This is a genomic window from Nonomuraea mesophila (assembly GCF_004352805.1).
GTDB classification, from domain to species: domain Bacteria; phylum Actinomycetota; class Actinomycetes; order Streptosporangiales; family Streptosporangiaceae; genus Nonomuraea; species Nonomuraea longispora.
This window is the reverse complement of sequence record NZ_SMLD01000086.1, coordinates 15854-39925: the sequence shown is the minus strand read 5'-3', so window position 1 is coordinate 39925 and position 24072 is coordinate 15854. Positions and strand designations below refer to the sequence as shown.

Sequence of the window (24072 nt, the reverse complement as noted above, 5' to 3'; positions counted from 1 at the left end):
ACCATCACCAAGCCGACGCAAACGACCACCCCGTCCCCCACCGCGGAACCTTCGTCAACTCCTACGGAAACCGGCTGACCTGCGTAAACCGGTGTTACGCGAGTGAACGTCCGGGGACTGTGTGCATAGAGTGACCATCCGCTTCCAGGGGGACCTATGCGCGCATTCCGGGCCGGGCTGCTCGCGGTCTGCCTGCTGGCCGGCACGTGCCCACCGGTGCACGCCGAGCCCGCCCCCTCCGCGCGTGACGTCAAGAAGGCCCGCCAGACCGTACGCGAACGCTCCAAGCGCCTGGGGGAGACCAGCGCCAGGCTGGCCACCGCCCAGTCACGGCTCGGCCGGCTGGCGGCCGAGGTCGAGCGGCTCGTGGAGGCGTACAACGGGGAGCTCGTCCGGCTCCGGCGGGCCGAGCAGGTCGACCAGCAGGCCAGGGAACGCCTCGCCGCGGCCGACGCCGAGGTCGAGCGGGCCCGGCAGGACGTCGCGCTGCTGGCGGCGGAGACCTACGGCGGCGCGGCCATGACCGAGCCGTTCCTCGGCATGCTCATGGACCACGGCGAGACGGCCGGCATGCTCCACCGGGCGGGCGTGCTCGAACACATGAGCAGCGAACGGGCCGCGATCCTCGCCAGGATGCGCGACGCCCAGGAGGTCGCGGGCATCCTGCGTACCCAGGCCGCCAACGCCTACGCCGCCCGCAAGGCCGCCACAGAACGCGCCAGGCAGGCCGAGCTCGCCGCCAAGGAGGCCGTGGCCGGTCAGCGGCGCGACATGAAAGCCCTGCGTGCCCGCGAGAGGCACCTGCAGCGCAAGGTCGACGCGGCCCGCACCCGCGCCCAGCTGCTGGCCCGCCGCAAGGCCGCCGCCGCCGCGGTCTCCGGCCTCGCCTCGCGCGGCTCCGCCCTGGGGGACGTCGCGGCCAACTGGGCGCTCACCCAGCTCGGCAAGCCGTACGTGTGGGCGGCCGACGGGCCCGACACCTACGACTGCTCGGGGCTCACCATGCGCGCCTGGGAGAAGGTCGGCGTACGGCTCGACCACTGGACCGGCACCCAGTGGACCTCGGGCCCGCACGTTCCGCTCGACCAGCTGCGCCGCGGCGACCTGGTGTTCTTCGGCCACATCAGCGACGACCCCGGCACCATCCACCACGTGGGGATCTACGTCGGCCGGGGCCAGATGGTGCACGCGCCGCAGACCGGCGACGTCGTACGGGTGGCCTCGATCTACCGCGGGGACCTGGTGGGCGCCACCAGGCCCCGCTGACCGTCAGTGACCGTCGTGTCCCTCGTCCTTGGCCCGGCGGAACGAACGCTCGATCTCGGCCTCGGCCTCGATGCGCCCCACCCAGTTGGCGCCCTCGACCGACTTGCCCGGCTCCAGGTCCTTGTAGACCTCGAAGAAATGCTGGATCTCCAGCCGGTCGAACTCCGACACGTGATGGATGTCCTGGATGTGATGCATACGGGGGTCCGTCGAGGGCACGCAGAGGACCTTGTCGTCGCCGCCCTTCTCGTCGGTCATCCTGAACATGCCCACCGCCCGGCACGTGATGTAGCAGCCCGGGAACGTCGGCTCCTGCAGCAGCACCAGCGCGTCCAGCGGGTCGCCGTCCTCACCGAGGGTGTTCTCGATGAAGCCGTAGTCGGCGGGGTACTGCGTGGAGGTGAACAGCAACCGGTCGAGCCTGATCTTCCCGGTCTCGTGGTCCACCTCGTACTTGTTCCGTTGCCCCTTGGGAATCTCTACGACAACGTCGAACTCCACCGCGGTCCTCTCTCATGGGTCGAGAGCGCCTCACAAGGCGTCCCAGGACGCGGTCAACCGCCTCACCGGGGCCCGGTCAGCGCTGCTCTCCCCCGCTCAGCCCCCGGGCACCCCCGGCTGGGCGTTAATGTCTCGTAGGCGAACACAGGAGAGAGGGCAGGCGACGTGGCGCGGCACGACAGGTGGGTGATGCTGACCACCCTCGTCGTGCTCCAAGCCCTCACCATCGTCATCGGCGTTTACGCGATGAACACCGGCTTCAGCCTCAGCGCATTGACGGGGCAGTCTCCACCGGGCGGGCCGACGGAGTCACCGCAGGAAGAGTCTCCCCCCGCCCCCGTGGTCACCGCGGGACCTGTGCTGGCCCAGCTTCCGGCGAAGCCCGGAGACGGACCTCTCCCCACCAAGAGTACTTTGACGCGACAGCTCACCCGCGCCCTGGGTGACCGGGCGCTGGGCGACAGGGTCGGCGCCGTCGTGCTCGACGCGGCCACCGGCCAGGAGATCTTCGCCTCCAACGCCGACGCCGCCTTCGTGCCCGCCTCGACGACGAAGATCGCCGTCTGCGCCGCCGCGCTCGCCTCGCTGGGACCCGACAACCGCCTGTCCACCACGGCCGTCCAGGGCCCCGAACCCGGCACGGTCGTCCTCGTCGGCGGCGGCGACCCGCTGCTCGCCGGCCCCTCCGCCAAGCCCGGCTACCCCAAGCAGGCCTCCCTCCGCACGCTGGCCGCCCGCACCGCCGCCACGCTGAAGTCCCAGAACATCAAGAAAGTCACCCTCTCCTACGACACCTCGCTCTTCGCCGGCCCGGTCAAGGCCGCCGGCTGGAAACCCAGCTACATCCCCGACGGCAACGTGGCGACCGTCCACGCCCTCGCCATCGACGAAGGCCGCCGGCACCCCCGCCACAACGCCCCCAGAGTCGACGACCCGCCCCAATACGCCGCCACCGCCTTCGCCCGGCTCCTCAAGAAGGAGGGCATCGCGGTGTCGAAGTCCGTACGCGAGGGCGAGGCCCCCGCCGGCGCCGCCGAACTCGGCCGCGTCGACTCCGCCCCCGTCTACGCCCTCGTCGAGCACACCCTCACCGAGAGCGACAACGACATGGCCGAGGCGCTGATGAGACACGTCGCCATCAAGGAAGGGCAGCAGGCGTCCTTCGAAGGGGGCGCCAAGGGCGTGACCGCCGTACTCCAGCGGCTCGGGGCCGCCCAGGGCGTCGCCGCGCTCTCCGACGGCAGCGGCCTTTCCATCCGCAACCGCATCAGCCCCCGCGCCCTCGCCAAGATCATCGCCATGGGCGACTCCGCCGACCACCCCGACCTGCACGCCATCGCCTCGGGCATGCCCATCGCCGGCTTCTCCGGCACCCTCGGCAACGGCCGCCGCTTCACCGCCGCCGACAGCAAGGGGCAGGTCGGCCTCGTACGCGCCAAGACCGGCACACTCAACAACGTCAACACCCTGGCGGGCCTCGCCACCACCAAGGACGGGCGGCTGGTCACCTTCGCCTTCATGGCCGACCACGTCCCCGTCAACGCCGAACCCGTACTCGACCGCCTCGCCGCCATCGTCGCCCGCAACTAACACATTTATGGCGATCCTCCGGATCACGACCTGCTTATGGCGATCCTGTGGATCGCGGCTCGGTCGCTGGGGTCCGGGGTCTTCCCTCGTCGGTCGGTCGCTTCGCTCCCTTCCTCCTCAGTCCAGACCCCGGCGCTCCCTCGCGGATGGGGCGGTCCTTCGCGGGCACGACGAGAAGCACGTACGGTGGACGTTATGCAGGTGATCGACTGGGATCTGGCCGTCACGACCGGCACGCGCCTGGTGCGCCCCGGTCCTCAGGTGAGCCGGGAGGAGGCCAGGCAGGCCGTCGCCGAGCTCCGCACCCTGTCACGTGAGGCCGAGGGCCACGTGCGCGAGTTCACGAAAATTCACACCGACACCGCGCCACAGCCCGCGACCATCGTCGACCGGCCTGGCTGGATCAAGGCCAACGTCGAGGGCTTCCGCGTCGTGCTCGAACCCCTGACCCAGCGCATGAGCGGCGGCGACAACCCGCCGCCCGCCATCGTCACGGCCGTGGGCTCCCGCATCACGGGCGTCGAGGTCGGCGCCGTCCTGGCGTTCCTGGCCTCGCGCGTGCTGGGCCAGTACGAGCTGTTCCTCCCGCCCGACCCGACGGGTGAGGAGCCGACGGGCCGCCTGACCCTGGTCGCGCCCAACATCGTGCACGCCGAGCGCGAGATGGCCGTCGACCCGCACGACTTCCGCCTGTGGGTCTGCCTGCACGAGGAAACCCACCGCGTGCAGTTCACGGGCGTGCCGTGGCTGCGCGAATACGTGCGCTCGCAGATGACCGAGTTCCTGCTGGCCTCCGACCTCGACCTGCCCACCCTGCTCGAACGCCTGCGCAACGCCGCCGACACGGTGGCCGACGTGGTGCGCGGCGGCGAGGGCAACCTCATCGACGCCATCCAGTCGCCCGGCCAGAAGGAGATCCTCGACCGTCTGACGGCCGTGATGACCCTGGTCGAAGGACACGGCGACTACGTGATGGACGCCGTCGGCCCCTCCGTGGTGCCGTCGGTCGCCGACATCCGCTCCAAGTTCGCCCAGCGCCGCGAGGGCGGCTCCCGCCTCGACCGCACGGTCAGGCGGCTGCTGGGGATCGAGGTCAAGATGAAGCAGTACGCGGAGGGCTCGGCGTTCGTCCGCACCGTGGTCGACCGGGTCGGCATGGACGGCTTCAACAAGGTCTGGACCTCGCCCGAGACGCTGCCGACGACCCAGGAGATCTCCGATCCCGACCGCTGGGTCTCCCGGGTCACGGGCACCCCGGCCCTACCTGCCTGATCCGCCTTATCCGCCTTATCCGCCGCACCCACTGATCCGTCGGACCCGCTGATCCGCCGACCCGTCGGGCCCACTGACCCGTCAGACCCGCCGGACCCGCTGGCCCGCAGGATCCGTCGGACCCGCCGCACTCGCTGGCCCGCAGGACCCGTCGGATCCGTCGGGCCCGCTGGCCCGCAGGATCCGTGTGGTCCGTCGGGATCCGCGAGCCCCTTAGGGCGGCGCGGAGAGGGCAGGTGGTGTGGGCCGTCGGGGTTCTGGGTGGTGGCGTGAGCCGGGACAATGGCTGCGTGGGGCCACATCCAGCAGTCGCCGACGTACGCAGGGCTGTGCGCGAGGCGCTGGCCGGTGTCGAGGAGGGTGCGCTGGTCCTGGCGGCGTGCAGCGGCGGAGCCGATTCTCTTGCCCTGTCGGCCGCCCTGGCGTTCGTGGCGCCCCGGATGGGCCTGCGGGCGGGGGCGCTGACCGTGGACCACGGGCTGCAGCCGGGCTCGGCCGGGCGCGCCGCGACGGTGGCGGAGGTGGTCCGGGGCTTGGGTCTCGACCCGGTGGAGGTGCTCACAGTGACGGTGGGCACGGCGGGCGGTCCCGAGGCGGCGGCCAGGGACGCGCGCTACGCGGCGCTGGCGGAGGCGGCCGACCGGCTTGAGGCGCAGGCGGTCCTGCTCGGGCACACCAGGGACGACCAGGCGGAGACGGTCCTGCTCGGTCTGGCGAGGGGGAGCGGGCCGCGTTCGTTGTCGGGCATGGCGGCGAGGAGCGGGCGTTATCTGCGGCCGTTGCTCGGCCTTCCGCGGGCCACCACGGTCGCCGCCTGCAGGGCGCTGCGCCTGCCCCCGTGGGACGACCCGCACAACGAGGATCCCCGCTTCACCCGGGTCCGTGTGAGGAGGCACGTGCTGCCGGTGCTGGAGAAGGAGCTGGGCCCTGGGGTCGCCGAGGCGCTCGCGAGGACCGCGGGGATGGCGCGCGAGGACGCCGACGCACTGGACGGGTGGGCGGAATCGGCGTACCGAAATTGCGCTCTAAGCGATATCGAGGGGTCGGTCACGCTGTCCGTGGACGAGTTGGAGACTCTGCCCGACGCCGTCAGGCGGAGAGTCCTGCGCCGCGCGGCGATCGCCGCGGGAGCACCTCCGGGAGCCCTGTCGGCCGCCCACGTGCTGGCCGTGGACCGGCTGGTCACGCGGTGGCACGGGCAGAAGGCGGTGGACCTGCCCGGGGGTCTGTCGGCCGTGCGGCGGTATGGCACCCTGATACTCGCCATCAGTCCCATCCCGTAAGGAACCACAGGTGGACGCTGCCGACATGGGCAATGACCTGGAAAAGGTCCTCATCTCCGAGGAAGATCTCCAGGCCAGGATCAAAGAGCTCGCCGGCCGGATCGACGAGGACTATGCGGGCAAGGAAGTCCTGCTCGTGGGCGTGCTGAAGGGCGCGGTCATGGTGATGGCCGACCTGGCGAGGGCTCTGCACGTGCCCGTGCAGATGGACTGGATGGCGGTGTCGTCGTACGGTGCCGGCACCAGGTCGTCCGGCGTCGTACGCGTGCTGAAAGACCTCGACACCGACATCCTCGACCGCCATGTGCTGATCGTCGAGGACATCATCGACTCCGGTCTGACCCTGCACTGGCTGCTGGAAAACCTGAAGTCGCGCAATCCGGCCTCGCTGGAGATCTGCGCCGCGCTGCGCAAACCTGACGCGGTGAAGGTGCCTATCGAGGTGAAATACGTTGGTTTCGACATTCCCAGCGAGTTCGTCATCGGTTACGGCCTCGACTACGCGGAGCGATACCGCAATCTGCCGTTCATCGGCACGCTCGCCCCGCACGTTTACACCTAGCGATCCCGCAGTGTTCCCGCCGGGCCGGGAACACTGCGCAACGTGACGTACGTTGATAGGGCAAGACCGGTGCAGCGGGCGGGTCCCTCCGTCCGCCGTGCCGGTGTACCTTCGGACTCCTGAAGGGTGACCGCGTGGTCCCCTTCGGGTAGTCAGAACTCGCGGTGTCGGATGCCGCGGCCCCGGGGCGACCCGGGGTTTCACAGGCCATGGTCAGGAAGGGACGGGCCCGCAAGGGGTTCCGCATCGGATGGATCTCAAGCGATTTACACGTGGGCCACTGCTGTGGATCCTGGGCATCGTCGTGCTGCTCCTGCTCGTCACCCAGCTCTGGAGCGGTGGCGGCAATTACAAGCCGGCCGACACGTCCTTGGTTCTTCAGCAGATTCGCGCCGGAAACGTCAGCAACGCCAAGATCATCGACAAGGACAACCGAATCGAGGTGACGCTGACCAACCCCGTGGTGGTGAAGGCCGGCGACGCCCCGACGAAGCTGATCCAGTCCGACTGGGTCACCGGTTACGGCAGCAAGCTGACCGACGAGCTGCAGGCTCAGGTCGACGCGGGCAAGACGAAGAGCTTCGCCACCGAGGTGCCGCAGGAAAACTTCCTGGTGAGCCTCCTGGTGAGCTTCCTGCCGATCGTCATCATCGTGCTGATCTTCCTGTTCATCATGAACCAGATGCAGGGCGGCGGCTCCCGGGTGATGAACTTCGGCAAGTCGAAGGCCAAGCTGATCACCAAAGACACCCCCAAGACGACCTTCTCCGACGTCGCCGGCGCCGACGAGGCCATCGAGGAGCTGCAGGAGATCAAGGAGTTCCTGCAGGCTCCGTCGAAGTTCCAGGCGATCGGCGCCAAGATCCCCAAAGGCGTGCTGCTCTACGGCCCGCCCGGCACCGGCAAGACGCTGCTGGCCCGCGCGGTCGCGGGCGAGGCGGGCGTGCCGTTCTACTCGATCTCCGGTTCCGACTTCGTCGAGATGTTCGTCGGTGTCGGCGCCTCGCGTGTTCGTGACCTGTTCGAGCAGGCCAAGGCCAACGCCCCGGCGATCATCTTCATCGACGAGATCGACGCGGTCGGCCGCCACCGCGGCGCCGGCCTGGGCGGCGGTCACGACGAGCGCGAGCAGACGCTCAACCAGTTGCTCGTCGAGATGGACGGCTTCGACGTCAAGGGCGGCGTGATCCTCATCGCGGCCACCAACCGGCCCGACATCCTCGACCCGGCGCTGCTGCGTCCGGGGCGTTTCGACCGGCAGGTCACCGTCGACCGGCCCGACCTCGAGGGCCGCAAGGGCATCCTCAAGGTGCACGGGCGGGGCAAGCCGTTCTCACCCGACGTCGACCTCGACGTCATCGCGCGGCGCACACCCGGGTTCACCGGCGCCGACCTGGCCAACGTGATCAACGAGGCGGCCCTGCTCACCGCGCGGGCCGACCAGAAGCTGATCACGATGGAGCTCCTCGAGGAGTCGATCGACCGTGTCATGGCAGGGCCCGAGCGCAAGACGCGGGTCATGTCCGACAAGGAAAAGAAGATGATCGCCTATCACGAGGGCGGTCACGCGCTGGTGGCGCACGCCTTGCCCAACTCCGATCCGGTGCACAAGATCACGATTCTGTCCCGGGGCCGCGCGCTCGGTTACACGATGACGCTGCCGATGGAGGACAAGTTCCTGGCCACCAGGTCGGAGATGATGGACCAGCTCGCGATGTTGCTCGGTGGCCGGGCGGCGGAGGAGCTCGTCTTCCACGAGCCGACCACCGGCGCCTCCAACGACATCGAGAAGGCCACCGCCGTCGCCCGCCGCATGGTGACCGAATACGGCATGAGCGAGCAGCTCGGCGCCCGTAAGTTCGGCAGCGGCCAGGCGGAGGTGTTCCTGGGCCGCGAGATGGGCCACGAGCGCGACTACTCCGAGAAGATCGCCTCCACGATCGACGAGGAGGTCCGCCGGATGATCGAGACGGCGCACGACCAGGCCTGGGACATCCTGGTCGAATACCGCGACGTGCTCGACAACCTGGTGCTGGAGCTCATGGAGAAGGAGACCCTCTCCCGCGAGCAGGTGCTCCAGATCTTCAGCCCGGTGGTCATCAGGGAGCACCGGCCGTCCTACGCGGGCTACGGCAAGCGGCTGCCCTCCGACCGCCCGCCGATCCTGACCCCGAAGGAGCAGTCGGCCAACGGCTCGCTCACCATGGGCCACCAGGACGCCCTCCCGTCCGGAGACAGTGCGTGACGCAGCACGACATCGACCAGGGCCGGATCGAGAAGGCCGTACGCGAGATCCTCTACGCCATCGGCGAGGATCCCGACCGCGACGGCCTCATCGACACACCTGCCCGGGTCGCCCGCGCCATGGCCGAACAGTATTCGGGGCTCGGCCAGACGCCTGAGGACGTGCTGACCAAGGTCTTCGACGTCGACCACGACGAGATGGTGCTCGTCAGGGACATCGAGGTCTACTCGACCTGCGAGCACCATCTGGTCCCCTTCCACGGGGTGGCCCACGTGGGCTACATCCCCAACCAGCGCGGCGAGGTGACGGGCCTGTCCAAGCTGGCCCGTCTGGTCGACGTGTTCGCCCGCCGTCCGCAGGTGCAGGAGCGCATGACCTCGCAGATCGCCGACGCGCTCATGCGGGTGCTGGAGCCGCGCGGGGTCATCGTGGTGGTCGAGGCCGAACATTTGTGCATGACGATGCGTGGGGTGCGCAAGCCCGGTGCCAAGACCGTGACCTCGGCGGTCCGCGGTGACTTCCGCACTAGCGACAAGACCCGTTCCGAGGCGATGGCGCTGATTCTCCACCGTTGACGACGGAACGGGGTACCCACGATGTCATCACGTGTCGGGAAGCGCCTAGGCTTGGCCCATGACTAGCGTGCCCATGAACGTGCCGGGAGGCGCGGATCGGTGCCTCGTCATGGGCGTGGTCAATGTGACGCCCGATTCGTTCTCCGACGGCGGTCGGTGGTTCGACGAGGAGGCCGCGATCCAGCACGGCCTCGACCTGGTCCATGAGGGTGCCGACATCGTCGACGTGGGTGGCGAGTCCACCCGTCCCGGGGCCGCCAGGGTGTCCCTGCAGGAGGAGCTCACCCGGGTCGTCCCGGTGATCAGGGCCCTCGACGCGGAGGGGGTGCTGGTCAGCGTCGACACGATGCGGGCGGAGGTCGCGAGGGCCGCGGTCGAGGCGGGCGCGCGGCTCGTCAACGACGTGAGCGGCGGGCTCGCCGATCCCGACATGCCCCGCGCGGTCGCCGCCACCGGAGTCCCCTACGTCGTGATGCACTGGCGCGGCCACAGCCACGACATGGACAGCCGTGCGGTCTACGCCGACGTGGTCACCGAGGTCCGCGAAGAGCTGGCCAAACGGGTCGATCTGGTGCTGGCGGAGGGCGTCACGGAGGAGCAGATCGTGATCGACCCCGGTCTCGGGTTCGCGAAGAACGCCGAGCACAACTGGGCACTGCTGGCCGGCATCCCGAAGCTCGCCGAACTGGGTTATCCCCTGCTGGTGGGCGCGTCGCGCAAACGGTTCCTCGGCCGGCTGCTGGCCGCCCCCGACGGCACACCCCGGCCGTTCAGCCGCAGTGACGACGCGACCCTGGCGGTGACCGCGCTGGCCGCCCACGCGGGCGCCTGGTGCGTGCGCGTGCACGAGGTAGGTCCCAATGCCGATGCCGTGCGCGTGGCCGCCGCATGGAAGAGAGCCGGAGCCAACACATGAGCGTCGACACCGCCGCTATCGAGACGGTGAACCAGGAGTTCTACACCGCGATCGAGAACGCCGATCTCGACAAGATGACCGAGATCTGGGCGGACGACTCCGGTGACGAGCAGGTGACCTGCGTGCACCCGGGCTGGACCCTGCTGACGGGCCGCTCGGAGGTGCTGCGGTCATGGGCGTTGATCATGGCCAACACCACCTACATCCAGTTCGTGCTGACCGACGTCAGCACGACGGTGCTGGGTGACGTGGCCGTGCTCACCTGCGTGGAGAACATCCTCACCGCCGGCGAGGAGGGCGAGTCCAGCTTCGCCGCGGGCAAGGTGGTGGCCAGCAACGTCTACCTCCGCACCCCGCAGGGGTGGCGGTTGTGGATGCACCACGGCTCGCCCGTGCTCCAGAGCGACGACGACGAGGAGGAGGACGGCGAGCTTGAGCGCTGATCGCATCGCCCTCAAGGGCCTGCGTGCCCGGGGGAGACATGGCGTCCTCGCTGCCGAGCGGGAGCTCGGGCAGGAGTTCGTCATCGACGCGACGTTGTTCCTCGACACCGCCCCGGCGGCGGCCGGCGACGACCTCACCAAGACCGTCCACTACGGCGAGCTGGCCGAGGCCCTCGTCAAGGTCGTGGAGGGCGAGCCGGTCGAGCTGATCGAGACGCTCGCGCAGCGGCTGGCCGAGGTGTGCCTGGCGAATGAGCTGGTGCACAGGGCCGAGGTGAGCGTGCACAAGCCGGCGGCGCCCATCCCGCTGCCCTTCGACGACGTGGTCGTGACGATCGAGCGGAGCCGCTGATGAAGGCCGTCATCGCCCTGGGCAGCAACATGGGGGCCCGCTTCCAGACGTTGCAGGGCGCCGTCGACACCCTGTTCGACGCCCCCGGGCTGGACTTCGTGCAGGCGTCCCCCGTCTACGAGACCGACCCGGTCGGCGGCCCGCCCGGGCAGCGCCCCTACCTCAACGCGATCGTGATCGCCGAGACCACGCTGGAGCCCTTCCGGCTGCTGGAGCGGGCGCTCAACGTCGAGGACGCCTTCGGCAGGGTCCGCGGCGAACGGTGGGGGCCGCGCACGCTCGACGTCGACCTGGTGGCGGTGGGCGAGTTCGTCAGCGACGACCCCGAGCTGACGCTGCCGCATCCGCTCGCCCACGAGCGTGCGTTCGTGCTGGTGCCCTGGTCGAAGGCCGACCCTGAGGCGGTGCTGCCCGGCCGCGGCCGGGTGGCCGACCTGCTGGAGGGGCTCGACCGGCAGGGCGTACGCCTGCGCGACGACCTCAAGCTGCAGAGGCCGGATTGAAGCCCACACACCCCGGCCATCTGGTCGGCATCCTCGTCGTCGTCGCGCTGCTCACCTGGGTGGTGATCCAGCCCGTCTACTCCGATCTGCCGCTGATGCCGTGGACCGCGATCCCCACGGTGACGTTGCTGGCCATCGGCGAGGGCTACACCGCCTGGCTGACCAAGGCCAGGATCGAGAGGAAGCCCGGCACCAAGCCGGTGGAGCCGATGTCGGTGGCCCGGCTGGCGGCGCTGGCGAAGGCGTCGGCGTACGCGGGGGCTGCGTTCGGGGGGATCTTCGCCGGGTTCGGGCTGCACACGGCGCAGCTGCTCGACCGGGAGACGCCGCGGGGCGAGTTCTTCGTGGCCGCGGGGTCGCTGGTGTCGTGCGTGCTCCTCGTCTGCGCCGCCCTCTACCTGGAGCACGCCTGCCGCATCCCCAAGGAGCCGGAGGAGCAGGAGCGCGACTAGTGCTCGCCGGAGAGGTCTTCGGTGCTGCGCCGGGCGGCGGCTCGCACGCGGTCGTGCCACATCTCCCGGTGCAGCAGGCGCAGCGCGCGGCGGATCACGTCGCTCGGCCGCTCGCCTTCCCGCAGCGCGGCGCGGATGATCCGCAGGTCCTCGGCGGTGGCGTGGAAGCCGATGTCAGCCATGTTCCGAGCCTAGGGAGCGGCCGACGTCCTCGTCCCGCTTTTGGCGCACAGGTGTGCGGCGCCGGCCGAAGAGATAGATGACGGGGGCGGTGCAGATCAGCGGGCCGATGATGGCGATGGGGCGTTCCAGCCACCATTTCAGGTCGGGCGGGATCTGGGTGCCCATAGTGCCGAACCACCACCACGACAACCCCAGCGCGAGGGCCATCCCCGTGGTGTGGAAGAGGAACAGCGGCAGCGAATAGCGGTTGATGAAGTCGTTGACCCGGCGCCACCCCTGCCGTACGAGTACGCGCTCCATGGAGGGCCGCAGCACCTCCACGAGCCCGATCTGAAAGAGCAGCAGCGCCACGATCACGAACGTGGGCGGCGCCATGTTCGACCACTTGTCGCCGGGCACGCCCACCATCGAGCCGGGATAGATGCCCGAGTAGACCAGCCCGAACAGGGCGAACAGCCCGGTCCACAACAGTCCCTTGTCATAGCGGCGGGGCAGCGCGACGACCCGGTCGTAGAAGAACCCGGCCTGGTGCGCCAGCCCCCAGACGATGATCATGTTGAGCCAGCCGACCTCGTCGACGCCGTAGCTGAAGCGCACCACGTCGATCACCAGGGCGGCGCCGCCGAGCCAGATCAGGGCGAGCACGTCGTAGCGGCTGTGCAACCACAGCGCCACGGGCAGCAGCGCGATCAGCACCAGGTAGACGCCGAGGAACCAGAGCGGGCTGAGCACCAGCAGCACGACCCGCCACATCCAGTCGACGTCGAAGGCCCACGTGACGACGGCCCCGATGACGGCCCACACACCGGACAGGACGAGCGCGGGTAAGGCGAGCGCGCGGATGCGCCGCAGGACGAACGAGCCGATGCCGACGCCCCGCGCCTTGGCCCGGTTCCAGGACAGCAGGTGCACGTGACCGCCGACGTAGAAGAACAGCGGCAGCACCTGCAGCAGCCAGGTGAGGATCCACAGGCCGGAGGTGAAGCCCAGCGGGCTGGTGGGCTCGGGGCCGTGCGGCTTCCATTCGAGGATGGTGAACGCCCAGTGCCACACCACCACGACGATCAGGCTCAGGGCGCGCAGCCAGTCGACGTATTTGTCGCGTTCTTGCGTCGTCACTTGTCGATGTCACCCACGACGAAGAACATCGAGCCGAGGATGGCGACCATGTCGGCCACCAGGTGACCGGGCAACATCTCGCGCAGCACCTGGATGTTGTTGTAGGAGGCGGAACGCAGCTTGAGCCGCCACGGCGTCTTGTCGCCCCTGGAGACGAGGTAGTAGCCGTTGATGCCGAGCGGGTTCTCCGTCCACGCGTACGTGTGGCCCTCCGGCACCTTGAGCACCTTGGGCAGGCGCTGGTTGATCGGCCCTTGAGGCAGCGCGCGCAGGCGTTCGGCGCAGGCGTCGGCCAGGTCGAGCGAGACCTTGAGCTGTTCGAGCAGGACCTCGAAGCGGGCGTGGCAGTCGCCCGCGCTCCTGGTGATCACCTTGACGGGCAGTTCGGGGTAGGCGAGGTAGGGCTCGTCGCGCCGGAGGTCGAAGTCGACGCCGGAGGCACGGGCGACGGGGCCGCTCACGCCGTACTGCATGATCTGGTCGTGGGTGAGCACGCCGACGCCCGTGGTGCGGGCCAGGAAGATGTCGTTGTGCAGGATGAGGTTCTCGATGTCGGGCACGCGGCGGCGGGTCTCATCGACGGCCGCCGACACCCGGTCGAGCCAGCCGAGCGGCAGGTCCTCCTTGAGCCCGCCGACCCGGTTGAACATGTAGTGCATGCGCCCGCCGGAGATCTCCTCCATGACGGCCTGGATGCGCTCGCGTTCGTCGAAGGCGTAGAACAGCGGGGTGATCGCGCCCAGCTCCAGAGGGTAGGAGCCGAGGAACATCAGGTGGTTGAGCACCCGATTGAGCTCGGCCAGCAGCGTGCGCGCCCACACGGCCCTGACCGGGGGCTCCATGCCGAGCAGGCGTTCGGCGGCGAGCACCACGCCCAGCTCGTTGGCGAAGCCTGACAGCCAGTCGTGCCGGTTGGCGAGCATGATGATCTGGCGGTAGTCGCGTACCTCGAACAGTTTCTCCGCGCCGCGGTGCATGTAGCCGATGATGGGCTCGGCGGTGGCGATGCGCTCGCCGTCGAGCGTGAGCCGGAGCCTGAGTACCCCGTGGGTCGACGGGTGCTGCGGACCGATGTTGAGGATCATGTCCTCGGTGGCCAGTTCTTTGGCACCCGCACCTATTCCGACCACACGTTCCGTCATACGGCCATGCTGCCACCGTCGTGGGTGTCGATCCAGCGCCGGGGGGACCGTCAAACCTTGGTATGCACATGCATCCCAAAGTCGGACATGGGGAGGGATACCTGGAATGGGGGGAGAAATCACCATGAAAAGGATTTTGTTCGACGTCGCGGCTCTGATCGCGCGCGTGGTGACGGGCGTGATCTTCCTGGCCCATGGATGGCAGAAGTGGCAGGGCGGCCTGGGCGCCACCGCGCAGGGCTTCAGGGAGTCGGGGATCCCGGCGCCCGAGTTGGCCGCCGCGTACGCGACCGTCGTGGAGACCGTCGGCGGTATCTTCCTGATCCTCGGCCTGCTGGTCAGGCCCGTGGCGGTGCTGCTGCTGCTCAACATGCTCGGCGCGATCTTCTTCGTGCACTGGGGCCTCACCCCGATGTCCGCCGACAACGGCTGGGAGCTGCCTGGTGCGCTCGGCGCGCTGAGCCTGCTGTTCCTCGTCCTGGGCGGCGGCAGGTTCGGCCTCGACGGCATCTTCCGCTCGATGTCGCGCAGGCGGGCAGAACGCCGCGCGGCCGAGGCCGACCTCGCCGCCCACGCGCCCGCCGCACGGGGCACGGCCGGCGGCCCGACGACGCCCTTGCCGGCGCAGCAGGAGCCGCCCCAGGTGCCCCGGCAGCCGAGCGCGCCGAAGGAGAGCGGCCTCAGCGACAAGGACATGCGCGACATCGACGCCCTGGTCGGCGACGAGCAGCCACCACGCCGCGAACCGCCCAAGGGCTGAGCATCAGCGGGCGGTGAGGTCGCGCAGCGCCTCGATCAGCCGGTCCACGTGCTCCTGCGTGGTGCCGATGCCGATGGAGGCGCGCACCGCTGACGCGGCGCCGTCCGCGCACCCGCCGTCCGGGTGCCCGTTCTCCGTTCCCACCAGGTGCCGGACGAACGGGTGCGCGCAGAACTTGCCGTCGCGCACCCCGATGCCGTACTCGCCGGACAGCACCTCGGCCACCTCGCGGGCCGGCCGCCCCACGACGGTGAACGACACGATGCCCACACGCGGATGGTCGTCCCCCCACAGGGACAGCTCGCGTACACCCTCGATCGAGGCGAGACCGGCCCGCAGCCGGGCGATCAGCCGCTCCTCCTCGCGCACCAGCGGGGTCCATCCGGTGGCGGAGAGCGCGTCGCAGGCGGCGGCCAGCGCGATGGCGCCGAGCACGTTCGGCGTGCCCGCCTCGTGCCGCGGCTCCGGGTCGTCGTGCCACTCGACCCCGCCGGCCACCGACCGGACCGCGCCCCCGCCCTTCAGGTACGGCTCCGCCTCGGCGAGCCAGTCACGTCGCCCGATCAGCACGCCCGCGCCGAAGGGGGCGTACAGCTTGTGCCCGGAGAAGGCCACGTAGTCGAGGTCGAGCGCGGTGAGGTTGAGCCGCCGGTGCGGTACGAGCTGCGCGGCGTCCACCAGGATCCTGGCCCCGTGCCGGTGCGCGATGTGGGCCAGGGCGGCGATCGGCCACAGTTCCCCGGTGACGTTGGAGGCGGCGGTGACGACGAGCAGCTTGGGCCCGTCGATCGCGGCCAGTGTCTCGTCGGCGGCGCGCACGGCCTCGCCGGGGAAGGCGGGCGGTGCCAGGCGTACGGACCGGGGCCAGGGGAGGAGCGAGGCGTGGTGCTCGGTGTCGAAGACGACGGCGGTCGTGCCCTCGGGCAGGGAGCGGGCGAGCAGGTTGGTGGCGTCGGTGGTGTTGCGGGTGAAGATGACGGCGTCGCCCGGCCTGGCCCCCGCGAACGCGCCGACGGTGTGCCTGGCCTGCTCGTAGCGGGCGGTGGTGAGCTGGGAGGCGTAACCCGCGCCGCGGTGGACGCTGGAGTAGGCCGGGAGCGCGGCGGCGACGGCCGCGCTGACCGGCTCCAGGCAGGGGGCGCTGGCGGCGTAGTCGAGGTTGGCGTAGCTCACCAGCCGGCCGCCCTTGACCGGCACCTTGAGGTCGGCGCCGAGCACGGCGGGAACGGGCCGCGCGGCGGCGGGAGCGGGGGCCTCGGCGGGGGCCTCGGCGGCCCTGGCGGAAGCGGACGTGAAGATCGTCAACGTGGACACGGCAGTCCTCCTCGGGGTCGTCGGACCCCTGGAGCAGCCACGGAGCCCGCGCTTGCCCGCCACACCTCGTGACGGACCAGGTCTTCACCCGGGGCACCCCGCCGCGGACGCGAGGGTTGCCGGCCAGCTAGCCGGGGCTTGTCGCTGGCACTCATGACCTACGTCAAGGACTATAACCCGCACCCGGGCATGCACCGCAAGCGGGGGAACCTCCGGCGGTCCTCCGGCAGGGGAAGAAGGCACTGCCGAGAGGGGGATCCCGCTTCTAAGATGAAATGATGCGCTTTGATCCCTGGAATCCGGATTTCGTGGCTCACCCGTACCGCGTCTACGAGGAGCTGCGCCGCGACGCTCCGGTCAGCTACTTCGAACCGACGAACCAGTGGCTGATCTCCCGGCACGCGGACGTCAACGCGCTGCTCAGAGACCGCCGCCTGGGCCGGTCCTACCTGCACGTGGCCACGCACGAGGAGTTCGGCAGGCCGCCGGAGCCGGAGTTCCAGGAGCCGTTCTGGCGGGTGATCAGGGCGGGCATGCTGGACGTGGAGCCGCCGGTGCACACGAGGCTGCGCCGGCTGGTGTCCAAGGCGTTCACGCCGCGCATGGTCGAGTCGCTGCGCCCCCGGGTCCACGCCATCGCGCGGGACCTGGTGGACACGTACGTCGCCAAGGGCGGCGGCGACCTGATCGCCGACGTCGCCGAGCCGCTGCCGGTGACCGTGATCGCCGAGATGCTCGGCATCCCCGAGCAGGACCGCCACCTGCTGCGCCCGTGGTCGTCCGACATCTGCGGCATGTACGAGCTCAACCCGGCCCTCGAGGCCCAGCACACCGCGGTGCGCGCGGCGGAGGAGTTCGCCGCCTACCTCAAGGCCCTGGCCGCCGAGCGCCGCCCGCGCCCCGGCGACGACCTGATCAGCGCGCTCACCCAGGTCACGGAGCTGACCGAGGACGAGCTGGTCGGCACGTGCGTCCTGCTGCTCAACGCCGGTCACGAGGCCACCGTGAACGTGACGGGCAACGGCTGGTGGGCCCTGTTCAGGAACCCCGCCGAGCTCGTACGGCTGCGCGAGGACCGTTCGCTGCTGCCCACGGCCGTGGAAGAGTTGATGCGCTGGGACACGCCGCTGCAGATGTTCGAGCGCTGGGTGCTGGAGGACATCGAGGTGCACGGCGTACGGATTCCGCGCGGGGCGGAGGTGGCGTTGTTGTTCGGGTCGGCCAACCGGGACCAGGCGGTGTTCGACGACCCGGACAGGCTCGACGTGGGCCGCGCCGACAATCCGCACATCTCCTTCGGCGCCGGGATCCACTTCTGCCTGGGGGCGCCGCTGGCCAGGATCGAGCTGATGGAGTCGTTCGGCGCGCTCCTGGACCGCGCGGCCACGCTGGAACTGCGGCAGAAGCCGGAGTGGAAGACGGGCTACGTCATCCGCGGGCTGAGGTCGCTGGAGCTCACCGCCACTGGCTGAGCCAGCCGAAGCCGCCGAGGCCCGACGGATCGATCAGCTCGCCCTCCTCCGAGGCCCTGGCCAGGGCGCGCAGGTAGCCGCGCGGATCGACGTGTGCCAGGTCGGCGGGCGGCCTGGCGCCGGTGATGCCGAGGGCCCTGAGCGCGTCACGCTGTGTGGACAAGGTTGTGGATATCGCACCGGCTTCGCGCCCGGCCTCCGCGCACGCGTCGAGCGCGACATGTGCCGTGATGTCGCAGGTGCCGTCGGGGACGGGGGTCACGACCGCGCCGTCGCGGTATCCGGTCAGGGTGCCGCAGGGCGGACGGTTATCCACAGGATGTGCATAATCGATGGCGATCGCTCTGCCTTTGGTCAGTCGTGCGAGGACCGAGGCCCACGCCTCGTCGCGGGGTCGCCCGATCTCCGCCCGCGCGCCCACCCCGCACAACGGCCACCATCGCTCGAGCCATGCGCGGTCGGCGTGACCGGGCGGGTCGCCGAGCCGCTCCTCGCCGGTGCGTACGTCGACCATGATCAACCGCGGCCCCTCGCCGGTCTGCTCCACCACGTCGATCGGGACGTTGTCGAGCCATTCGTTGGCGATGGCCAGCCCCGTGACAGCGGCGGGCAGGTCGGGTCGCCAGTGGATGCGCTCGGGCAGGCCCTCGGGGCGAGGGCAGAGGTCGACGGCGGTGACCCGCAGCCGGTCGCGCAGGCCGGGCTCGGCAGCGGCCAGGACCTGGCTGACGAGCGTCCCTTCGCCCGCGCCGATGTCGACCAGGTCGAGCGCGGCGGGGGAGCCGAGTTCGGCGTCCACCTCGGCGAGCAGGGCCAGCACCGCACCGGCGAACGCGGCCGAGGCGCTGACCGAGGTGCGGAAGTGGCCCGATGGGCGTTCGCGGAGGTAGAAGCCCGCCTCGCCGTAAAGCGCGCGCTGCGTGGCGGCGCGCCAGGTGAGCCACATGTCTGGACTATCTCATGACTTCCGCCGGACACAGGACGTTATCGAAAGACCACTTAACGTGCTCGGCTTGAGGTACCTTTGACGCATTGTCTTCGAGTGATCACTCTTCGTGTCCCTCGTCGAACACGCCTCCGCGGCCCGCAAGGCGGCCGCGCAACCGAGAGGAGCCCTCATGCTGAAGAAGGCCATGGCCGTCGCCGGAGCCGTTGCGATGTTGTCCCTCGCCGCCCCCGCGCACGCCGACATCACCAGCGGTGCCGGTGGCATCGCCTCGGGCAACCAGCTGCACCTGCCCATCGTCATCCCCGTCAACGTCTGCGGCAATGCGGTGGCGGTCGTCGGCGGCGCGCTCGCCGGCTGCAAGGGCGGCGCCTTCGCCCATGCGCCCAGCCACCACTGAGTGAGGCGGAGCCCGGGCCGGCGCAGGCCGGCCCGGGTCCGTCCCGGGCCGGTCAGTCGGCGGTCGGCCGGCCCGGTGCACCTCCAAGAGGTTCACTTCTTTCGCGGGCGTCGGGTCCAGAGGACGGACTCGGCGCCCGCTGCCATGCGGTGAACCCCTCTCCTCATCTCTTCCGACAGGGGGTGCGTTTTTTGTATGCCCTTGTCGCTTTTGTCGTTAACTCAACGCGCGGCAAAGGCACGGTCACATGCTCGACTCCGATAGGCCGTTACCCTGGTCGGCAGCGCCATCACGAAAAAGAAGCCCGCATCAGCGAGCTGCCGCCCTGGTGCCGTCCCTGGTCGAGACCCTGTAAGCGGCAGTGCGCCAGCGGGTTTCTCGTTCGCAGTCGACAGGGGTGACGTCATGGACGCGGGTGATCGCCCGGCACGGCTGACCGTAGGAGTGCTCGGTGCGGGCAAGGTGGGCTCGGCCCTCGGGGCCGCGCTGGCACAGGCGGGCCATCGGGTGGTGGCCGCCAGCGGAGTGTCCGACAATTCGCAGCGGTGGGCCGCCGACCGGCTCGGCGTCACGCCGTCCCGGCCCGACCGGGTCGTGGCGGCTGCGCAGCTGATCCTGCTCACCGTTCCCGACGACGCGCTGCCCGACCTGGTGCACGGGCTGGCGTCCACGAAGGCCGACCTGCACGGCAAGCTGCTCGTGCACACCAGCGGGGCGTACGGGCTGTCCGTGCTCGACCCGGCGGCCGAGGCCGGCGCGCTGCCGCTCGCGCTGCACCCGGTGATGACCTTCACCGGCCGCGACGACGATCTGAACAAGCTCACCGGCATCTCCTACGGCGTGACCGCGCCCGACGTGCTGCGTCCCATCGCCGAGGCTTTGGTGATCGAGATGGGCGGCGAGCCGGTCTGGATCGACGACGCCGACCGCCCGCTCTACCACGCGGCGCTCGCGGGAGCGGCCAACCACATGGTCACGCTCATCGCCGAGTCGTCCGACCTGCTCGGGCGCATCGGCGTCGACCATCCGGGCCGGATGCTGGGGCCACTGCTCGGCGCCGCGCTCGACAACGTGCTGCGGCTCGGGATCGGCGGGCTCACCGGCCCGGTGGTACGCGGCGACGCCGACACCGTACGCAAGCACGTCGACGCGCTCATCCTGGCCGCTCCCGAGGCGGCCGACGCCTACATCGCGCTGGCCAGGCTCACGGCGGACCGGGCGCTCGCGGCGGGGCTGCTCAAGCCCGAGGAGGCGGAGCGGCTGCTCGACGCGCTGGGGGGCAATATATGGACTTAACGGATGAGAGAGGGCCCTCATGGAGCTGATCGTCGCCAGGAACAGGGAAGACCTGGTCAAGGCGCGGGGTGGTGGCGAGGTGGCCCTCGTGCCGACCATGGGCGCGCTGCACGAGGGGCACCAGGCGCTGATCAGACAGGCGCGTGCTCGGGCCGATCACGTTGTGGTCAGCATTTTCGTCAATCCTCTGCAATTTTCCCCTGATGAGGATTTTTCGCGTTATCCCCGTACATTCGAGGCGGATCTCGACGTGTGCCGGGCCGAGGGCGTCGACGTCGTGTTCCACCCGGCCGTCGAGGACATGTACGCGCCCGACCGCCAGGTCGGCGTCTCCGCGGGCCGGATGGGCTCGATCGTCGAGGGCGCGGCCCGGCCGGGTCACTTCGACGGGGTGCTCACCGTGGTGCTCAAGCTGTTCAACGTGGTCCAGCCGGGGCTGGCGGTGTTCGGGCAGAAGGACGCCCAGCAGCTCGCCCTCATCCGCCGCATGGTGGCGGACCTCGACCTGCCGATCGAGATCCTCGACGTGCCCACCGTGCGCGAGCCCGACGGCCTGGCCCTGTCCAGCCGCAACCGGTTCCTGTCCGAGGACGACCGGCGGGTGGCGCTGGCGCTCTCGCGGGCGCTGCGGGCGGGGGCGGCCGAGCTCACGCCGTCGGAAATCCGCGCGGCGGCGCGGGAGGTGCTCGACGCGGCGGGGCCGGAGCTGGACGTCGACTACCTGGTCCTCGTCGATCCGGCCACCTTCGCTGAGGTGGACGAGACGTACGACGGCATGGCCGTGCTCGCGGTGGCCGCCAGGGTCGGGGCCACGCGACTGATCGACAACGTCAGCGTGACGTTGAGCCGCGCCTGAGCGGGCACCCCGGGGCGAGCGCACGCCGGGCGACGGGTTATCGTCATGTTGACGAAATTGCCTCGCTGAGGAGACCCCCATGAGTGCACCGGCGATTCCCCTGCGGCTGACCGCCCCGGCGCCCGGCTGGACCGTCGAGGCCGACGTGGTCGTCGTGGGCTCCGGCATCGCGGGCCTGACCGCGGCCCTGCGCTTCACCGAGCTGGAGCCGGAGGCCAACGTGCTGGTCGTCACGAAGGACGTGTTGTCGGCCGGCTCGACTCGGTGGGCCCAGGGCGGCATCGCGGCCGTGCTCGACCCGCACGACACCCCCGATGAGCACCTGAGCGACACGTTGCTCGCCGGGGTGGGGCTGTGCGATGTGGAGGCCGTGCGCACGCTGGTGAGCGAGGGGCCGGACGCGCTGCGGCGGCTCATCGTCAGGGGCGCGCGCTTCGACCGCGCCCCTGACGGCGAACTCCAGCTCACCAGGGAAGGCGGCCACCGCAGGCGCCGGATCGTGCACGCGGGCGGCGACGCCACCGGCGCGGAGGTGCAGAGGGCGCTCGTCGAGGCGGTCCGCGCCGGGTCGATTGAGGTGATCGAGCACGCCCTGGTGCTCGACCTGCTCAAGGACGCCGAAGGCCGGGCCAGGGGCGTGACGCTGCACGTCATGGGCGAGGGCGCCCGCGACGGGGTGGGCGCGGTGCGCGCCAGGGCCGTGGTGCTGGCCACCGGCGGCATGGGCCAGGTCTACGCCGCCACGACCAACCCCTCCGTCTCCACCGGCGACGGGGTGGCGCTGGCGCTGCGGGCCGGGGCGGTGGTGCGCGACCTCGAGTTCGTGCAGTTCCACCCGACCGTCCTGTGGCTCGGCCCCGGATCGACCGGGCAGCAGCCGCTGATCTCCGAGGCGGTCAGGGGCGAGGGCGCCTTCCTCGTCGACCACGACGGGGAACGGTTCATGCGGGACGAGCACGAGCTGGCCGACCTGGCTCCGCGCGACGTCGTGGCCAAGGCCATCATGCGCAGGATGCGGGAGACCGGGCGCGATCACGTGTACCTCGACGGGCGGCACTTCGGCCGCGACACCTGGAAGACCCGCTTCCCCACGATCTACGCCGTCTGCCACGAGCACGGCATCGACCCGGCCGCCGAACCGATTCCCGTCGCTCCCGCCGCCCACTACGCCAGCGGCGGCGTCCGTACGGACCTGCGCGGGCGCACCTCCATCGAGGGTCTGTACGCGTGCGGCGAGGTGGCCTGCACCGGTGTGCACGGCGCGAACCGGCTGGCCTCCAACTCGCTGCTCGAAGGTCTCGTCTTCGCCGAGCGCATCGCCGAGGACATCCACCGGGTACGCCCCGAACCGGGCGACCCGGTGCCGGGGCAGGCGGCGTCCGGCCTGGTCGACCCGCGGGCCAGGCCCAGGATCCAGGGCCACATGAGCATGGGGGCGAGCGTCCTGCGCAGCCGCGAGTCGCTGCTGGGCACGGCGAAGGCGCTGCGGGACGCCCGCTGGACGCCCGTCGCGGTGCCCGCGTGCACCGAGTCCTGGGAGGCCACCAACCTGCTGACCGTCGCCACGGTGCTCACCGGCGCGGCGACGGCCAGGCTCGAAACCCGTGGCTCGCACTGGCGCGAGGACCACGACAGCCGCGACGACGACGAATGGCTGGGTCACCTGGACGTGACCCTGACGGAGGAGGGGCCGCGCATGACGTACACACCACATGGGGACGCCGGTGCACGGCGGCTCGCCGGCCGGGAGGCCGCGGCGGGCGAGCTGGCCGCGGCCGGGCTCGACCCGGCGGAGGTGGACGCGCTGATCGACCGCGCGCTGGAGGAGGACTTGGGCGTGGAGGGCGACGTGACGAGCCTGGCCACCATCCCGGCCGATCGGCGCGCGGTCGCCGACGTGGTGGCCCGCAAGGACGGCATCGTCGCGGGGCTGGCCGTGGCCGAGGCGGTGTTCGTCCGGCTGGGGGCGGTCCGGGCGGAGCGCGCGGTCAAGGACGGCGAACAGGTGCGGGCGGGCGACGTGCTGATGACCGTCGAGGGGCCGGTCAGGGCGCTGCTGACGGCCGAGCGTACCGCGCTCAACCTGCTCACCCATCTGTCCGGGGTGGCGACGCTGACCGGCAGGTGGGTCGAGGCGGTCAGCGGCACCCCGGCGCGCGTGCGCGACAGCCGCAAGACGCTGCCGGGGCTGCGGGCGCTGGAGAAGTACGCCGTGCGCTGCGGCGGCGGCGTGAACCACCGGATGTCGTTGTCGGACGCGGCCCTGATCAAGGACAACCACGTGGTGGCGGCGGGAGGCGTGGCCGAGGCGTTCAGGGCCGTGCGGGAGCGCTTCCCCGACCTGCCGATCGAGGTCGAGGTCGACCGGCTTGACCAGTTGGAGGCCGTGCTCGACGAGGGGGCCGAGGAGATCCTGCTGGACAACTTCACGATCGAGGACACCGTACGTGCCGTACAAATCGTGAAGAAGCGAGTCGGAAACAGGGTTGCCCTTGAAGCGAGCGGGGGATTGACCTTGGAATCGGCTCGTGATGTGGCCGACACTGGCGTGGACTACCTTGCGGTGGGAGCGCTTACGCACTCGGCGCCGGCCCTGGACATCGCACTGGATCTGCGGGGGTAAT

Annotated in this window: 24 protein-coding genes and 1 riboswitch; of the genes, 18 read left to right on the top strand and 6 right to left on the bottom strand. The window is 70.4% G+C overall.

Going from position 1 to position 24072, the window contains the following annotated elements:
• Nucleotides 1–156: 156 nt before the first annotated feature.
• The gene (locus tag E1295_RS28165; protein WP_132634364.1) at nucleotides 157–1266 is read left to right on the top strand and encodes a C40 family peptidase; all 1110 of its coding nucleotides are present in this window, start codon (nucleotides 157–159) and stop codon (nucleotides 1264–1266) included.
• Between the two features lie 3 nt (nucleotides 1267–1269).
• On the opposite strand, the gene E1295_RS28160 is transcribed toward E1295_RS28165, so the two are convergent.
• Nucleotides 1270–1767 carry an inorganic diphosphatase gene (locus E1295_RS28160; protein WP_132342097.1) on the bottom strand — a complete coding sequence of 166 codons (498 nt, stop codon included), beginning with the start codon at nucleotides 1765–1767 and terminating at the stop codon, nucleotides 1270–1272.
• 414 nt (nucleotides 1768–2181) lie between these two features.
• Here E1295_RS28160 and dacB point away from each other — a divergent pair, with 414 nt between their 5' ends.
• From dacB to E1295_RS28105, 11 genes are all read left to right on the top strand, one after another.
• Nucleotides 2182–3357, top strand: a complete 1176-nt coding sequence (gene dacB / locus E1295_RS28155; protein WP_246080426.1) for a D-alanyl-D-alanine carboxypeptidase/D-alanyl-D-alanine endopeptidase — start codon at nucleotides 2182–2184, stop codon at nucleotides 3355–3357.
• A gap of 195 nt (nucleotides 3358–3552) precedes the next feature.
• Nucleotides 3553–4629 carry a zinc-dependent metalloprotease gene (locus E1295_RS28150; RefSeq protein WP_181958052.1) on the top strand — a complete coding sequence of 359 codons (1077 nt, stop codon included), beginning with the start codon at nucleotides 3553–3555 and terminating at the stop codon, nucleotides 4627–4629.
• Between the two features lie 290 nt (nucleotides 4630–4919).
• Nucleotides 4920–5912: a tRNA lysidine(34) synthetase TilS gene (tilS, locus tag E1295_RS28145; RefSeq protein WP_132634360.1), complete on the top strand. Its 993-nt coding sequence runs from the start codon at nucleotides 4920–4922 to the stop codon at nucleotides 5910–5912.
• A gap of 10 nt (nucleotides 5913–5922) precedes the next feature.
• Complete coding sequence (hpt, locus tag E1295_RS28140; protein ID WP_132634358.1) at nucleotides 5923–6474, top strand: hypoxanthine phosphoribosyltransferase; 552 nt, start codon at nucleotides 5923–5925, stop codon at nucleotides 6472–6474.
• A 250-nt stretch (nucleotides 6475–6724) separates the two neighbouring features.
• On the top strand, nucleotides 6725–8719 hold the full coding sequence (gene ftsH, locus E1295_RS28135; protein ID WP_132634356.1) for an ATP-dependent zinc metalloprotease FtsH: 1995 nt from the start codon (nucleotides 6725–6727) through the stop codon (nucleotides 8717–8719).
• Complete coding sequence (gene folE / locus E1295_RS28130) at nucleotides 8716–9294, top strand: GTP cyclohydrolase I FolE (protein ID WP_132634354.1); 579 nt, start codon at nucleotides 8716–8718, stop codon at nucleotides 9292–9294. The genes ftsH and folE overlap by 4 nt, the downstream gene beginning before the upstream one ends.
• 58 nt (nucleotides 9295–9352) lie before the next feature.
• Complete coding sequence (folP, locus tag E1295_RS28125) at nucleotides 9353–10210, top strand: dihydropteroate synthase (RefSeq protein WP_166427447.1); 858 nt, start codon at nucleotides 9353–9355, stop codon at nucleotides 10208–10210.
• On the top strand, nucleotides 10207–10653 hold the full coding sequence (locus tag E1295_RS28120; protein ID WP_132634352.1) for a nuclear transport factor 2 family protein: 447 nt from the start codon (nucleotides 10207–10209) through the stop codon (nucleotides 10651–10653). The genes folP and E1295_RS28120 overlap by 4 nt, the downstream gene beginning before the upstream one ends.
• Entirely contained in the window at nucleotides 10643–11005 is a 363-nt protein-coding gene (folB, locus tag E1295_RS28115) for a dihydroneopterin aldolase (RefSeq protein WP_132634350.1), read from the top strand. The genes E1295_RS28120 and folB overlap by 11 nt, the downstream gene beginning before the upstream one ends.
• Nucleotides 11005–11508, top strand: a complete 504-nt coding sequence (gene folK / locus E1295_RS28110; protein WP_132634348.1) for a 2-amino-4-hydroxy-6-hydroxymethyldihydropteridine diphosphokinase — start codon at nucleotides 11005–11007, stop codon at nucleotides 11506–11508. Before folB ends, folK begins: the two co-directional genes overlap by 1 nt.
• Entirely contained in the window at nucleotides 11505–11960 is a 456-nt protein-coding gene (locus E1295_RS28105; protein WP_132634346.1) for a DUF3180 domain-containing protein, read from the top strand. The genes folK and E1295_RS28105 overlap by 4 nt, the downstream gene beginning before the upstream one ends.
• On the opposite strand, the gene E1295_RS28100 is transcribed toward E1295_RS28105, so the two are convergent.
• The 3 genes from E1295_RS28100 to E1295_RS28090 are packed head-to-tail and all read right to left on the bottom strand — an operon-like array spanning nucleotide 11957 to nucleotide 14404.
• Nucleotides 11957–12142, bottom strand: coding sequence for a hypothetical protein (locus tag E1295_RS28100; protein WP_132634344.1), 186 nt, complete (start codon nucleotides 12140–12142; stop codon nucleotides 11957–11959). The two genes, E1295_RS28105 and E1295_RS28100, sit on opposite strands and share 4 nt — an antisense overlap.
• Nucleotides 12135–13262: an acyltransferase family protein gene (locus E1295_RS28095; RefSeq protein ID WP_220448923.1), complete on the bottom strand. Its 1128-nt coding sequence runs from the start codon at nucleotides 13260–13262 to the stop codon at nucleotides 12135–12137. Before E1295_RS28095 ends, E1295_RS28100 begins: the two co-directional genes overlap by 8 nt.
• Nucleotides 13259–14404, bottom strand: a complete 1146-nt coding sequence (locus tag E1295_RS28090; RefSeq protein ID WP_132634342.1) for an NADH-quinone oxidoreductase subunit D — start codon at nucleotides 14402–14404, stop codon at nucleotides 13259–13261. The genes E1295_RS28095 and E1295_RS28090 overlap by 4 nt, the downstream gene beginning before the upstream one ends.
• Nucleotides 14405–14528: 124 nt before the next feature.
• On the opposite strand from E1295_RS28090, the gene E1295_RS28085 reads away from it, so the two are divergent.
• Nucleotides 14529–15164: a DoxX family protein gene (locus tag E1295_RS28085; RefSeq protein ID WP_132634340.1), complete on the top strand. Its 636-nt coding sequence runs from the start codon at nucleotides 14529–14531 to the stop codon at nucleotides 15162–15164.
• A gap of 3 nt (nucleotides 15165–15167) precedes the next feature.
• On the opposite strand, the gene E1295_RS28080 is transcribed toward E1295_RS28085, so the two are convergent.
• Nucleotides 15168–16478 (bottom strand): aminotransferase class V-fold PLP-dependent enzyme, encoded by a 1311-nt coding sequence (locus E1295_RS28080; protein WP_132634338.1) that lies wholly within the window; start codon nucleotides 16476–16478, stop codon nucleotides 15168–15170.
• Between the two features lie 43 nt (nucleotides 16479–16521).
• A riboswitch (SAM riboswitch) is annotated at nucleotides 16522–16637 on the bottom strand.
• A gap of 119 nt (nucleotides 16638–16756) precedes the next feature.
• On the opposite strand from E1295_RS28080, the gene E1295_RS28075 reads away from it, so the two are divergent.
• Nucleotides 16757–17950: a cytochrome P450 gene (locus E1295_RS28075; protein WP_132634336.1), complete on the top strand. Its 1194-nt coding sequence runs from the start codon at nucleotides 16757–16759 to the stop codon at nucleotides 17948–17950.
• Here E1295_RS28075 and E1295_RS28070 read toward each other — a convergent pair.
• Entirely contained in the window at nucleotides 17934–18896 is a 963-nt protein-coding gene (locus tag E1295_RS28070; protein ID WP_132634334.1) for an SAM-dependent methyltransferase, read from the bottom strand. The genes E1295_RS28075 and E1295_RS28070 overlap by 17 nt on opposite strands.
• A 172-nt stretch (nucleotides 18897–19068) precedes the next feature.
• Between E1295_RS28070 and E1295_RS28065 the strand changes: the two genes are divergently transcribed.
• The 4 genes from E1295_RS28065 to E1295_RS28050 all read left to right on the top strand — a co-directional run bounded on the left by E1295_RS28065 (nucleotide 19069) and on the right by E1295_RS28050 (nucleotide 24071).
• Nucleotides 19069–19296, top strand: a complete 228-nt coding sequence (locus E1295_RS28065) for a chaplin (RefSeq protein WP_132634332.1) — start codon at nucleotides 19069–19071, stop codon at nucleotides 19294–19296.
• Nucleotides 19297–19701: 405 nt separating this feature from the next.
• Nucleotides 19702–20592, top strand: coding sequence for a Rossmann-like and DUF2520 domain-containing protein (locus E1295_RS28060; protein ID WP_132634330.1), 891 nt, complete (start codon nucleotides 19702–19704; stop codon nucleotides 20590–20592).
• Between the two features lie 19 nt (nucleotides 20593–20611).
• Nucleotides 20612–21448 (top strand): pantoate--beta-alanine ligase, encoded by an 837-nt coding sequence (panC, locus tag E1295_RS28055; protein WP_132634328.1) that lies wholly within the window; start codon nucleotides 20612–20614, stop codon nucleotides 21446–21448.
• A 79-nt stretch (nucleotides 21449–21527) separates the two neighbouring features.
• The gene (locus tag E1295_RS28050; RefSeq protein ID WP_132634326.1) at nucleotides 21528–24071 is read left to right on the top strand and encodes an L-aspartate oxidase; all 2544 of its coding nucleotides are present in this window, start codon (nucleotides 21528–21530) and stop codon (nucleotides 24069–24071) included.
• The last annotated feature ends 1 nt before the right edge of the window (nucleotide 24072 follow it).